Source organism: Sphingobacteriales bacterium, from assembly GCA_012517435.1.
Taxonomy (GTDB): domain Bacteria; phylum Bacteroidota; class Bacteroidia; order CAILMK01; family JAAYUY01; genus JAAYUY01.
This window is the reverse complement of the sequence record JAAYUY010000179.1, coordinates 1-13,043: the sequence shown is the minus strand read 5'-3', so window position 1 is coordinate 13,043 and position 13,043 is coordinate 1. Positions and strand designations below refer to the sequence as shown.

Genomic DNA, 13,043 nt, shown 5'->3' with positions numbered 1-13,043 from the left:
TTTTCTCATCATATTTCGCAAAAAGACTAAACCTGACCACGGTGTAATCTCTTTATTGGTAAACTTTATATTAAATTTCATTCAACAAAATTACTTATTGCTAAGCATTAGAAAAAATCTTATTGCGTAATCTGGGATAAAACAATTTTAAAATCCGGCAACGCCATCAGCTCCCCTCTCTTTTTGAAAGAGAGGGGCCGGGGGTGAGTTAGATTGTCCGTGCCTGCTGAAAACTGCCAATTGCCAACTTATTGCTGCCTGTTTTTAGTAATGAATATTGAAAAATTCAGCTGACAGACTGTAAAATTTCATTTCATTCGCTAAACTATATTTTATTTTGGCATAAAAGGAAGATAATAATTTAGCCCGGTTGAACCGGGTTTACCGGCAGAAAATAATTTCTTTTTTAACGTCTTCTCCTGCCACGACCACTACCAGTAAAAGCATGTTATGTTGTGTTAAACTGAATGTCATTTTTCCATCACTGCAATTTTCATTAGCGATGATTCTGCCTGTCAGGTCGCTGATTCTTACCTGAGCAGGAGAAAAATCGGATACCTGTATACTCAGCTCATTATCAGTATATTTAATGGTGATTCTTTCTTTGGTTTTCTGTTCATTCAAGCCGATGTCGTACAGGGTTTTAAAGGTGGAATCGGCTCCATAACTTTTGCCATGGCTGCTTTCTGCTACCAGACGATAGTGATAGACCGTATTGTGGATCAATCCGCTAAGTTGAGCAGTTATCAATTGTTCTGTCGTATCGGATGCTGAAGAGGGATTACCGGCTATACTGTAACCGTATCCGGTATCCGGCCCATATTCAAAAGTAAAGTTTGAATAGATTCCCTTGGCGTTTCCAAGTCCCGAAATTTCGGCTGTAGTGGTTGAAACATTGGAAGCAGTGCCTGTTTTTGCCGTAGGGGGTGTGATGATAAAGCTACGCTCTTCTCCATAAGCCGTATCCACTCCATTGATGGCATAGGCCCTGACATAATAACCGGTATTGGTACTGAGCCCGCTAAGCTGACTGGAGAATACTCCGGTACCGCTTCCGTCTGTTGTTTTATTCCCGGTAACTTTTGGGGAAGGGCTGGTGCTCCAGCATACACCACGTTGTGTAACCGTCATGCCTCCATCCGAGACGACATTTCCTCCACATTCTGCAGTGGATGAAGAAGTAATGGTTACGCCAGCAGTAGTAACGACAGGAACAGTGGCTGTTTTAAATGAAATATCATTGCCGTAGGAAGTACCGGCTGCGTTGATGGCATATGCACGGACATGATAGGTTGTGTTTTTTTCCAGACCGCTGATATTGCTGACGAAAGTTCCCAGTCCTGTACCGTCATTGGTTTTGGTACTGAGTGCAATGGTAGGATTCGGATATTTGCTCCAGACTACACCTCTGGCGGTTACCATATCGCCAGCGCTAACCGTGCCGCCACTCACAGCAGAATTACCGGTAATGGAAGTAACATTTGCTGTGCTGACAACCGGTGCTGACAAAGTGGTAAAACTAACCTCATTTCCGTAAGCAGTGTCAATGGCATTGATGGCATAGGCTCTGACATAATATTTTGTACCCGGGCTGAGGAAAATAATGGAGCTTGTAAAATGCCCCGTGCCGAATCCGTCAGTTGTTTTAGTGGAAAGTCTGGCTGTGGGATTGGGATTATTGTCCCAGCATACTCCCCTGCGAATCACCGGAGAGCCTCCTGTGGATATAACTGTACCGCCACATTTTGCATCGGTTCCGGTTATCTCAGAAACATTGTCTGTGCTCACTTTCGGGGCATCAAGGGTGGTAAAGACACTATCGCCTCCATAGGCTGTATCCACATTGTTAATGGCATAGGCTCTGATGTGATAGGTCGTCCCGCGGCTCAGACCACTGATGGTGGTACTGAAATTTCCCAGACCATTCCCATTGATTGTGCTGGTAATGAGATTTGCTGTCGGGTTTGCTTGTGTACTCCAGCAAAAACCTCTTGCTGTTACTGTTGCCCCTCCGTCATTGCTGACATTTCCCTCACAGTAAGCTGATTTATCTGTGATATTTCCCACCGAAACAGTATTGACCGTTGGCGGATAGGTTTTCCAGGTTTTAAAGAAGCTGTCGGCACTGTAGCTGGTGTCCACCTGATTGATGGCATAGGCACGAACATGATATATGGTATTGGGATTCAGTGCACTGAGCGGAACGGAAAATAATCCGGTACCACTTCCTGATTTGATTTTAGTGGCTGAATTAATATCCGGATTCGGGGAGGTGCTGTAGCAGATGCCTCTTTCGGTAACAGGCATCCTGCCGTCACTGACGACTGTTGATGAGCAGACGGCTGAATAATAGGATATACCGCTGATTTGATTGATAACAACTGTGGGCGGGGCAGCAGTGATGAAAGTGCTGTCGGCTCCGTAGGCTGTACCAACCGAATTGGTGGCGTAGGCTCTTACATGATAGGTCGTATTCGGGCTTAAGTTGGTAAGCGTGGAAGTAAAAGTGCCGGTGCCACCTCCTTCATTCGTTTTTGTACTGAGGTTTATGGTAGGATTAGGGGAGGTACTCCAGCAAATACCTTTGTCGGTAACAGGCCTTCTGCCATCAAAACTGACATTTCCCCCGACTAGAGCTGTGTATCCGGTGATATTTGAGATAATTCCTGTAGTAACTGTCGGAACACTAACCGGCAGGGTGCTAAAGGTACTGTCGGCTCCGTAAGCTGTTCCCTGTGAGTTGATAGCGTAGGCACGTATATGATAGGTTGTGCCGGGTGTCAGTCCGGTTATCATTCCTGTATAACTTCCTGTTCCGCTGCCTTTCACAAGTTTGGTTGAAAGAGCTGTGGTCGGATTGGGGTTCAGCGACCAGACAAAACCCCTTTCGGTAACAAGATCATTGCCATCAGATACAACTTTTCCCCTGTATAAAATTGAATCGGTATAAATTGTTGAATATCCGTCAGTTAAAACGGTAGGTAAGCCGGGTATTTTTGTAGTGAAACTGCTGTCGGCTCCGTAGCTGAGTCCAAGGCTGTTGTATGCAAATGCTCTCACATGATAAGTAGTGTTGGATGAAAGTCCGGTAATATTTACCTGATAGCTGCCGGCACCTGTTCCTGCCAGGGATTTTGTGGAGAGTGATGTATCAGGATTCGATGATGTTGACCAGCAAATTCCCCTGTATGTAGTCAATCCACCATCTTCAGTTACTTTTCCACTGACTTTTGCCGTATAGGCTTTTATTTCATCAATGGATTGTGTTATAACCGCAGGTGCCTGAAAATCAAATGCTCCGATGGTATAAAACGTTGAATCCTGAAAGCTGATATTAGGAAAATGGATAGTATAATTTCCCTTTTTTATGCCGGGAATAGTGGTCGCATTTGAAAAATTGGTATCATTGTCACTCAACAGCCTGAAAGTATAAAAGCCGCTTGTGTCGAGTCCTGAATAGTCAAAGTAAATCTGTCCGGTTAATCCGCTGCCTTCGGTTTCAAGCCGCCAGAATCTTTTCAATCGTTTTTGTATGGTTGAAGGTTTGTTGGTAGTATTGTAGCCGGCAGGGGCATTATTATGACCGAAAACAAGGTAGGAGTTACCGGTAAGTGTATCTTTTACAGTCATTTGGGCAGATGTACCGATTGTTACACCAGGCCATACGGCTCCGGGATTGTTCAGGCATACAGAAGGGGAAGAAGCAAAAGGAGCATAAGAGCCTGTCCATGCCGAGCTCGCTGTAAAATTTACAAGTGTTCCGGTATTATTATTCCCCGATTGATCATAAATACTGGTTCCTGTTCCTTCATTCATCGGGTAGTAAGCTACCAGTGAGGAATAATTGGGATGTGATGAGGTGATCGGTTTAAACATATATTCTTTGACAGTGTTTATAGAAACTGCTGTTTTCCAGATTCTTACCTCATCAATATTTCCTTTGAAAGTTCTTGAGGAATAAATCTGTGTGGAGCCTATCCACAAATTATTGGTGGTGTTCCCTATATTTCCGCTGAAAGTACCTGAAGCAACCTGATTACCATTGATATAAAGCTTAAGGGTACTCCCGTCATAGATGCCACAGACATGGTACCACTGATTCAGCGACATATAAGTAGAGGTGGAACCGGAATAAATCTGAGACCATGTGGAGCCGTTTCCTATTGCCATATTTAGTTCTCCTCCGTTTCCGCAACGAAGCATGTAGCCTGCTGAGCTTCCTTCCTTGTTGACAATGGTTCCTTCATAAACATTTGTTTTCCAGCTACTTGCCTTTATCCATGCTTCCATGGTAACAGCATTGGTCGTAATCTGCACTGAGCTGTTGTTTCCGCAGTTGATGTAGTCGTCCACTCCATCAAAACTGACGCAACTGCCGGCATTCTGTGCTATAGTTCTAACTATCAGAAACAGATAAAAAGAGAGAATTGTAAATTTTTTCATAGCCAGGATATTTAATTCACTTGTTCAAAATACTTCCGAAAAATTGAGTTTTCGATTCTATTTGAAAGCTTTTTTTGAGAGTAAATATAAGAAGAAAATGCAACGGATAAGTCAATAATTGCAGATTGTTCACCTGAATTTTGAAAATGTTGTTAGGTAGCCTGTTTCGAGTGATGGGTAATGGGTGATGAGTTCCGTGTTTTTTGTGCCTACTGCAAACTGTCCGGAAACGCCATCAGCTCCCCTCTCTTTTCGAAAGAGAGGGGCCGGGGGTGAGTTAGGCAAAACAATCCTTATCAAAGCCATCATTTATCAATTACGAGGAAATGGGTCGTCCCAACGGGACTTGTCTCTTTTATTTTGTTACTGTTACCAAAATGCCGTCCCAACGGGACTTGAGCAGGTGTTGAATTTTTGTTTTATGAAACAATTTTCAAATCCGGAAACGGCATCAGCTCCCCTCTCTTTTTGAAAGAGAGGGGCCGGGGGTGAGTTATATGTCCGTGCCTGCTGAAAACTGCCTACTTCCATTTTCCGTATTCCGCGTTTTTCCTGCTTATTGCAGACTGCCTACTGCCTATTTACTGATTGCCCACTGCCTGCATTTATTATTAAATTTAATTGCTTGCAGAGGACTCGCTCCTGCGAATCTCGTCTATCAGATATACACTGGTCAGGAGTAGTAATTCAAGATATTCCGGACATGCCTGAACATTGATCATCTCAATGTCGAATTCAAAATTAAATTGTTTGAGTTTGAAAGACGGCACAATGCTGAACAATTCAATATTTTGTTCATTCATCAAGATAAAACCTCTTTTAAAAACTCCTTTAGGTTTAAAGAAATATTGAACCGGATTATCTTCAAAATAGCTGGTAATGATCATTTTTCCTGTCCATTTCATTTTGAAATCCAGCATTGTTTTCCCGTTTTCAGTAACGTAAAATATGGAAGACCATATACTCTTGGGTGAAAGGTAAAACAGGCGGGTATTACGTATCAGAATTTCAGCTTTTCTTTTAAAAGTTCCTGAAAATCTTATCTTTCCTTCCTGAACATTATCCAGCGTCAGTTCAAACTCTTTCCTGCTGATGGGTTTAATCTGATATTGTGCCATTTTTCTCCATTTAATTCAGGATCAAATTTAGCTGAATTTCTCCACAACAGCCCGAAAATAATACTCCCGGATTGTTTTTATTCAAGTATCTTAGCTCCGCTTATTTGAGACGTTTTCATGCAAAAAAACATCGATTTTTCGGTTATCGTTCCTGTGTTCAACAGCCAGCAGACACTTGTTGAACTCTTTTCCCGAACAGCCGAAACCTTTGGACGACTGAATGTAAGTTTTGAAGTGATTTTCGTGGAAGATGGCGGATCTGATCAAAGCTGGGAGGTTATTCAACAGCTTAAAAATCAATTTACTGAACAAATAATTGCCGTCAAACTCTCCAAAAACTACGGACAACACAACGCTATTTTTTGCGGGATGGGTTTTGCCTCCGGTAATTTTATTATCACCCTTGATGATGATTTACAGATCCCACCTGAGGAAATTGAAAAACTCATTCTGGCTTACAATGAAAAGGAGTCTGACCTTGTTTACGGTTTTTTTAAAAGGAAAAAACACAGTTTTATCCGCAATATTGCCTCACGTTTTGTGAAAAAAGGAGCAAAAAAGGTACTGGATGCACCCGGGGAAGGTTCATCATTTAAAATGATAAAAGCTGAGCTGGTAAAAAAAATCCTTACTCACCCGCAGGAATTTGTTTTCATTGATGAATTGTTGCTCTGGTACACCGATGATGTGGCTTTTTGCGAAGTCAGGCATGAAAAAAGGCAGAGCGGAAAGTCAGGGTATTCGAAACTCAAACTTTTCAGACTTTTTACCAATCTGGTGATCTACTACACGACTGTACCACTGAAAATGATGACCATTGTTGGCTTTCTGACATCTTTTTTTGCTTTTGGCTTTGCTATCTATCGTATTTACAGGAAAATGAATTTCAATGTTCCGCTTGGTTATACTTCCATTATCGTTACCATTCTCATTTCAACAGGTATCCTGCTCTTTTCCATGGGAATACTGGGCGAATACCTTAATCGCATTTATAAAGTACAAAACCGCAAACCCCCCTTTTCAATCAGGAAGATTTTGAAATGAAGCTGATCCGTTATGGCATTATCTTAAGCCGCCTTACCCGAAATGAACTTGAATTGCTTAGATTTTGGCGAAACTCTGAACAAATCCGGCAAAATATGATTTTCAGGGAAGAAATTACCCCTGAAATGCAACTGAAGTGGTTTGAAAGCATTGATAATTACAACAATTTTTTCTACATCATTGAATACAAGGGCGAAAAAATCGGGCTGATAGATAACAAAGGCACCGACTGGAACAGTGGTTCAACCCATTCTGGCTTGTTTATCTATGAAGAAAAATACAGGGGTACACATATCCCTGTTGCCGCTTCCCTTATTTTGATGCAGATTGGCTATGGTTTGCTGAATGTCAGGGAAACAAGAATTAAGGTTTTACGGGAAAATCAAATAGCGATAAATTATAATACTCATCTTGGTTTTGAAATTTGCAATGATAATCCAGGTGAAATATACGTGGAAATGATTCAGAAAAGAGAATCCTTTTCTTCACTGACCATGAAACTCCATCAGCAACTGGTGAAGCTTACACCCGGAAAAGACCCATATCTGTATTTGATTCTGGAGCCGCACGACTGGAAAAATGGTGTGGCACAAGGCGTCAGCGCTGAACTTGAAAAAGTAGATGCTGATAAAATTATCTGGAGAAAAGAAAAAAATAAGATTATTACGGTTTGCATGAACATTTAACGCAACTTTTAAACTTTAAATCCGTCTTTTGTCTTTATCAAAACTGAGAAATATGAAAAGAAAATTGTTACTAAGCTTGTTACTGATGGCAGTTGCCGTCATGCTAAATGCACAGAATCAATCAAAAAACTTAAGTCAGACCAAAAAAATAATGACTGCTCAAAGTGTAAGTTTTCCCAAATTATTTAATGCCAGAAATTCAGAGCTGCCTGATTCGCTCATGAATTTTACATGGAACGGCTCCGACTGGGACACTTCCGATATTGAAGTTTATCAATATGATGCCAATGGAAATATGATTTCCTTGATCCGCAGGTATTTTGATTATTTCACAGGTCAGTTTATAAACAGTTACAAAAATGAAAAAGTATATGACCAGAACGGTTTAATACTTCAGGAAACCAATTACTATTGGGATTCTCTGAAATGGATGCCTTCCGACCGTCAGACCTACCGCTATGTCAATGGACTCAGACAGTTCAGCTCTTATGAGTATTATGATAACAATCAATGGGTGTTTTCCTATGGCGATTCTTCGGTTTATACCTTTAATGCCGACAAACTGCCTCTTACCATTATCAACTTGTCTTATGACGGTATGGACATGAAATGGACACCCTCACAGAAAATGGAAATTTCCTATGGTGCTGATAAAAAGCCCTCTGCAGTAGTCATTTATGAATGGAACAACAAATGGCAGCAGCAGGCCAGACTTGGCAGTCTGAAGTGGGAGCTGGGCTTTGAATGGGAAAATGCCCGGCCAACAGCTTATGTCATGCAAATTTTTATGCTGAACAAATGGGTGAATTATGAAAGATATTCGGCCAGGGTGAATGACGGTCTTATGACTGTGGATTCATTTTATACATGGAACAGTACGATAAACAAGTGGGTGGACAGTGTGTACACTACTTATACCTATGAAAACGGATTACTTACCGAGCGTTTTCAATGGCAGTACAGATGGGATAAAAAAGCCTGGGACACGCTTGAAATTGAGGTTCACGGATATGACAACAGAGGAAATGAAGGTTTTTATCAGTCAGGATCCAAGTGGGGAGACTGGTTTGAATTCTGGTCTTCTGTCAGAAAAACCTATACTTATAGCCAGTCAGGAAGAATTCTCGAAATTGTTTACGAAAATTTTGACTTTTACAACAACGAATGGACTTTTTCCAACAAGGTGAAATACTTTTACACATCCTCTTCAGGTATTTTATCTGCATGGCCTGTTTCACCTACGGTTTTTCCCAATCCTGCTTCCGATAAGATTTTTATTTCAGGTAACGGAGTTTATCAGATGTTTGACCTGAAGGGACAATTACTGGGTCAGGGAAATCTAAAGGAAGGCACCAATCAGATTGACATTTCTGCTTTGCCGGAAGGGCCATTTATGTTGAAAATCAATACCGAAGACGGGGGAAGCAAGGTCATTAAAATTCTGAAATATTAGGCATTTCTTGCTCTTCCCTGAGTTTTCTGCCGGCTCTGTCTTTTTTTCGTAAAATAAATCTTTTCATCATGCTGATTTCTGCCTGATTAAGGGAAATGATTTGCTTTAAAGGTATTTTATAGCGGATGGTAAACAAGATAAACATCAGGATTCCCATCACAAAATAACTGATATCGGTGGTCAGGGCTGCTCCTTTTCCGCCCAGCTTCGGGATGAAGATAAAATTCAGTGAAATGTTGATAATCAGGCTGAAAAATATAATATAAACGAGTGACCATGCTTTTCCGACACCCAGAAAAAAGCTGATCAGTGTTTTGGATACTATCAGCATGAGGATACCGGGGAGTATCCATTGAACCATTTCGATACTTGGGATGAATTTCTGTCCGTAGAGAAAAACAATCAGGTAGGGGACGATGAAATATAAGACCACCAGAGCCATTATTCCGAGTAAAAAGCTAATCTTTATCCAACCCAGCACCCTGTCTTTGAAAATATTGATGTCTTCTGCCAGCGCAGTACGGCTGTAAATGACCACGCCAACGGTCAGAGGTCCCTGCCAGCGCTCAGTAATACGGGTAGCCAGGGAATAAAAGCCGACTTCCTTTAAATCGCTGAGATGACGCAGCATGACAATGTCGAAGCGGTAATGCAGTTTAATCAGCATGCCGGCAATGGTAAAAGACAGCCCGAGTCCAAGCAGGTTCCTGATAATGTGATAGTTGAATTGAAACCGAACCGGATGGTTTTCAGCAACCAGCCTGACCGCATAAAATGCCATTATCAGATTGGCAGACAGATAAGCCAGAAGAGCACCCTGCACCGACCATCTTAGCAGGAAAAGAAACACAATCAGAAGCAGGAGATTGATGAAATTGGGTATCCATTGCAACACATTGTATTTGCGAATACTTCCTTCTGCAAGAAAAATTCCGGTAGAGTAGTTGATCAGTACATTCAACGGGATGGATAAAATGGCAAACAAGCTGAGGGTAAACGTTATATCGTTTCTGTCGCTGAAATAAAATATACCGCCAGTGATCAAAGCGCCCAGCAAGCTGGTTGTCACAGCAATGAAAATAAGGGAAGATATTACGTCTTCGTAAGAAAAAGTTTTTTTTGAAATAAAAAATACGGTGCTCCTCTTAACGCCCAGTCGGGTTACCACTCCGACCAGGGTTGGAACAACCAGCAGATAAGTGTATAAACCATTTCCCTCAGGTCCGAGCAATCGGGCTATCAGCACTCCACAGCCAATTTGCATCAGAGTGGAAAGTATGTTTGCTGTCGATACACTAACCGCGTCTGAAAGAAAACTTCTCCTGCTCTCCATCAAATTGTTTTTTATCCTGAGGAAAAATAGCAAAATATAAGCGTGGTAATGAGGGTAATTTTCGTTTGATGCCGGCTTTTATTTCCGATGGAAAAATGCCGATTGTCCAACGGTAAAGATAATAGAGCCGGATAATGGTTATTCGTGGAATAATACGTATTACGGTCTGAATATCAGTTTTTTTGTAAATTCTTTCATAACCATTTCTTTCCGCATATTTTCCCACTATGGTGTCTGCCATTTTGATAATCTGCTCATTAAGTTTTCCTTCCCAGTTTTTGATTCTGCCTGTATTGATAGGATTGAACAGGCTTTTCTGGAATTTGTCAAGTAATCCGGCATCGAGGCTGTTTTTAATTTCCTGTTCATGTTTGTAAAAATCCAGCACTGATGGTTCGTAAGGAATATTAAGAAACCTGCATATTTCACCAAAAACCCTTTCCGGTTCTTTTGCAAGCTCTTCATACCGTATGCTGATAATCTTTTCCGGCTTTTTCTTACGGAAACTTTCAACAGTACGGGCAGAATATTTCCACTGATAAAGTATTTCAGGGATGACAGAGCCCAGAAAATTTACCTTTAACATGGAATACAAATGATCACGGTAATCACGGATAATATGCACATACCTGACTTCCGGAAACATCTTTTCTATGGTTTTCAGCCTGATAGAATATTTTGGATTTTTGTCACCAATCCATTTTATCTCTTTTTTCTGAAATGTAGAGATATAGTTGGCATGGACGCATTTACAAACCGTCAGGTAATCCGTCTTTCCTTCAAGGCTCAGCAGGTCGCTGAGTAGTTTTTCCTTGTCAACAGGCCATAGCTTAAACTTCCAGTTGGTTTTATACAGATCGTGGTAAAAGCTGGTCAGGTGTTTTATTGTCCAATGTTTTCTTTTGCCGTATTTATTTCTTAAAACCCAGATAAATGGACTTTCAAACGGCATGATGACATTGGGATGGGCATCGAAAAGGGTGCGCAGCAGGGTAGTCCCTGAGCGGGAACGCCCCACAATGAAAAACATGGGTATTTGACTTAACCATTCCTTGTTGGTTGCTGAACTCATTTTTTATAAATTGTCGGGTATTTTTTTCAGCAAAGGTCAGGCTTTTAAAGAAATTATTAAAACCTGAAAAAGAATAAAGAATAAACCAACTCGTTATTTTTGCATCATTAATTAAAAGCAGATTGAAAACAGAAGTCAGAGAAAACAGGCAATTTACTGTTTCTTCCAGAAAACTCGGGGATTCATGGTTTATTTATTCTGCCTTAAAAACACGTTTTGAACAGCTAAATATCGGGAAAATAAATCAGGTTGTCAGCGTATTCGGTTTTACCAAAACTTATTCCCCTTTATATGGTGGAAGGCCCTTTCGCAGGGATAACGGACTTTCTGTGAAGCAGATCAAAACACTCTCAAAAAAAAATATCGGATTTTCGCTGACGCTTTCAAACCATTTTTTTTCAGAAGATGCTTACAGGCAGACAATTCCTCTCCTGGAAGCCCTGTATGATAAAAAAAACAGTATTGTTTGTGCCAATGATGATTTAGCCCGTCAGATCCGTGCCGATTTTCCGGATTTTACCCTGCATGCCAGTGTTGTCAAGGATATACGCAACATCAGCGATATTCATCAGGCTCTGGAATTATATGATTTTGTTGTCCTTCATCCAAAACTTAATGATGATGTGGCTTTTCTTCAGTCCATTGATTGCAGGGATAAAATCATTTTGTTTGCCACTATTCATTGTCTTTATAAGTGTGATGAGAAGGATTGCTTTCTGAATGTTTCGGAGGTAAACAGGGATGAAACGGCCATCAGGCAAAACAACTGTCCTCACCGACACGACCCGGAGTTTAAAAAACTGACTGTCTTTGACTTACATGATTATCGCTTCGATGGCTATCGTTATTTTAAAGTTGTTTTGTGATGAAGTTGGTTAAATTAAAAGACTGGTTTGATTGTAATCTGGAATATCCCCTGATTATCAGCGGGCCATGCAGTGCGGAAAACGAAGATCAGCTGATTTCGACAGCGCTTGCCATCCAAAAGACAGGTAAAGTTAAAATCCTCAGGGCAGGCGTATGGAAACCACGTACCCGCCCCGGGAGTTTTGAAGGAGCCGGAAATATTGCCTTGCAGTGGTTGAAAAAAGCCAAAGAAATGACCGGACTTCTGACCACCGTTGAAGTTACCACCCCTGAAGATATTGAAGCTTGTCTCAAACATGGCATTGATATTTTGTGGATTGGTGCAAGAAGCACTTCCAATCCGGTATATGTCCGCAAACTGGCTGAAGCCCTGAAAGGGGTTGATATTCCTGTGCTGATTAAAAATCCGGTTTACCCCGATATTGACTTATGGGTCGGAACGATTGAAAGGTTTTACAATTCGGGTATCAGACGGCTGGCGGCTGTTCACAGGGGCTTTTTCCCTTTCGAAAAAACCTCTTTGCGCAACATCCCGAAATGGGAAATACCGATTGAACTGAAAAGACGAATTCCTGAAATCCCCCTGATCTGCGACCCGAGCCATATTGCCGGTCATACCGCCTTTATTTACGAAATATCTCAAAAAGCCCTTTATCTCGGTATGGACGGCCTGATGATCGAGTGCCATATCAATCCGAAAGTGGCTTTGAGCGATGCCAAACAGCAGCTTACACCCGATGAACTGACAGAATTGCTGGGAAAACTTCATTTTACGCGGGAAGACAAAACCATTGTCAAACCATTCAAAGACCTCGAAATGTATCGCGAACAGCTCGACAGTATTGACCTCCAGCTTATTGAGTTGCTTGCTCAGAGAATGGAAATTGTCGAAAAGATTGGGGTTTTGAAAAGCCATGAAAATCTTTCCATCTTTCAGCTCAGAAGATGGCAGAAAGTGATTGAGCAAAACCTGAAAGTCGGGAAGAAACTTGGACTTTCGAAAGATTTTTTGTTGAAACTAATTTCC

At 41.3% G+C, this 13,043-nt stretch carries 10 protein-coding genes; 5 read left to right on the top strand and 5 right to left on the bottom strand.

Features of this window, described 5'->3' with window-relative positions; translation table 11 throughout:
• Nucleotides 1–381: 381 nt before the first annotated feature.
• From GX437_10295 to GX437_10285, 3 genes are all read right to left on the bottom strand, one after another.
• On the bottom strand, nucleotides 382–4,443 hold the full coding sequence (locus tag GX437_10295) for a hypothetical protein (protein ID NLJ08048.1): 4,062 nt from the start codon (nucleotides 4,441–4,443) through the stop codon (nucleotides 382–384).
• Nucleotides 4,444–4,572: 129 nt separating this feature from the next.
• Entirely contained in the window at nucleotides 4,573–4,752 is a 180-nt protein-coding gene (locus tag GX437_10290) for a hypothetical protein (GenBank protein NLJ08047.1), read from the bottom strand.
• A 308-nt stretch (nucleotides 4,753–5,060) separates the two neighbouring features.
• Nucleotides 5,061–5,561 carry a hypothetical protein gene (locus GX437_10285; protein ID NLJ08046.1) on the bottom strand — a complete coding sequence of 167 codons (501 nt, stop codon included), beginning with the start codon at nucleotides 5,559–5,561 and terminating at the stop codon, nucleotides 5,061–5,063.
• A gap of 117 nt (nucleotides 5,562–5,678) precedes the next feature.
• Between GX437_10285 and GX437_10280 the strand changes: the two genes are divergently transcribed.
• Genes GX437_10280 through GX437_10270 form a run of 3 tightly spaced genes read left to right on the top strand, consistent with a single transcriptional unit; the run spans nucleotide 5,679 to nucleotide 8,744 of the window.
• Nucleotides 5,679–6,605 (top strand): glycosyltransferase family 2 protein, encoded by a 927-nt coding sequence (locus GX437_10280; GenBank protein ID NLJ08045.1) that lies wholly within the window; start codon nucleotides 5,679–5,681, stop codon nucleotides 6,603–6,605.
• Nucleotides 6,602–7,291, top strand: a complete 690-nt coding sequence (locus GX437_10275; protein ID NLJ08044.1) for a GNAT family N-acetyltransferase — start codon at nucleotides 6,602–6,604, stop codon at nucleotides 7,289–7,291. The genes GX437_10280 and GX437_10275 overlap by 4 nt, the downstream gene beginning before the upstream one ends.
• A 52-nt stretch (nucleotides 7,292–7,343) precedes the next feature.
• The gene (locus GX437_10270; protein ID NLJ08043.1) at nucleotides 7,344–8,744 is read left to right on the top strand and encodes a T9SS type A sorting domain-containing protein; all 1,401 of its coding nucleotides are present in this window, start codon (nucleotides 7,344–7,346) and stop codon (nucleotides 8,742–8,744) included.
• Here the strand turns inward: GX437_10270 and GX437_10265 are convergent.
• A complete protein-coding gene (locus GX437_10265; protein ID NLJ08042.1) occupies nucleotides 8,725–10,077 on the bottom strand; it encodes a flippase in 1,353 nt (450 codons plus the stop codon). The genes GX437_10270 and GX437_10265 overlap by 20 nt on opposite strands.
• A complete protein-coding gene (locus tag GX437_10260; protein ID NLJ08041.1) occupies nucleotides 10,040–11,149 on the bottom strand; it encodes a sulfotransferase in 1,110 nt (369 codons plus the stop codon). The genes GX437_10265 and GX437_10260 overlap by 38 nt, the downstream gene beginning before the upstream one ends.
• 122 nt (nucleotides 11,150–11,271) lie before the next feature.
• Here GX437_10260 and GX437_10255 point away from each other — a divergent pair, with 122 nt between their 5' ends.
• Both GX437_10255 and GX437_10250 read left to right on the top strand, forming a co-directional pair.
• Nucleotides 11,272–12,015 carry a hypothetical protein gene (locus GX437_10255; GenBank protein NLJ08040.1) on the top strand — a complete coding sequence of 248 codons (744 nt, stop codon included), beginning with the start codon at nucleotides 11,272–11,274 and terminating at the stop codon, nucleotides 12,013–12,015.
• Nucleotides 12,015–13,043: bifunctional 3-deoxy-7-phosphoheptulonate synthase/chorismate mutase type II (locus GX437_10250; GenBank protein ID NLJ08039.1), on the top strand; the 1,029-nt coding region annotated here is incomplete at its 3' end. The genes GX437_10255 and GX437_10250, both read left to right, overlap by 1 nt.

Bases quoted from the DNA above. Each gene is read 5' to 3' on its own strand.
- GX437_10295 (NLJ08048.1), bottom strand. From the start codon at position 4,443: ATGAAAAAATTTACAATTCTCTCTTTTTATCTGTTTCTGATAGTTAGA.
- GX437_10290 (NLJ08047.1), bottom strand. From the start codon at position 4,752: ATGATGGCTTTGATAAGGATTGTTTTGCCTAACTCACCCCCGGCCCCT.
- GX437_10285 (NLJ08046.1), bottom strand. From the start codon at position 5,561: ATGGCACAATATCAGATTAAACCCATCAGCAGGAAAGAGTTTGAACTG.
- GX437_10280 (NLJ08045.1), top strand. From the start codon at position 5,679: ATGCAAAAAAACATCGATTTTTCGGTTATCGTTCCTGTGTTCAACAGC.
- GX437_10275 (NLJ08044.1), top strand. From the start codon at position 6,602: ATGAAGCTGATCCGTTATGGCATTATCTTAAGCCGCCTTACCCGAAAT.
- GX437_10270 (NLJ08043.1), top strand. From the start codon at position 7,344: ATGAAAAGAAAATTGTTACTAAGCTTGTTACTGATGGCAGTTGCCGTC.
- GX437_10265 (NLJ08042.1), bottom strand. From the start codon at position 10,077: ATGGAGAGCAGGAGAAGTTTTCTTTCAGACGCGGTTAGTGTATCGACA.
- GX437_10260 (NLJ08041.1), bottom strand. From the start codon at position 11,149: ATGAGTTCAGCAACCAACAAGGAATGGTTAAGTCAAATACCCATGTTT.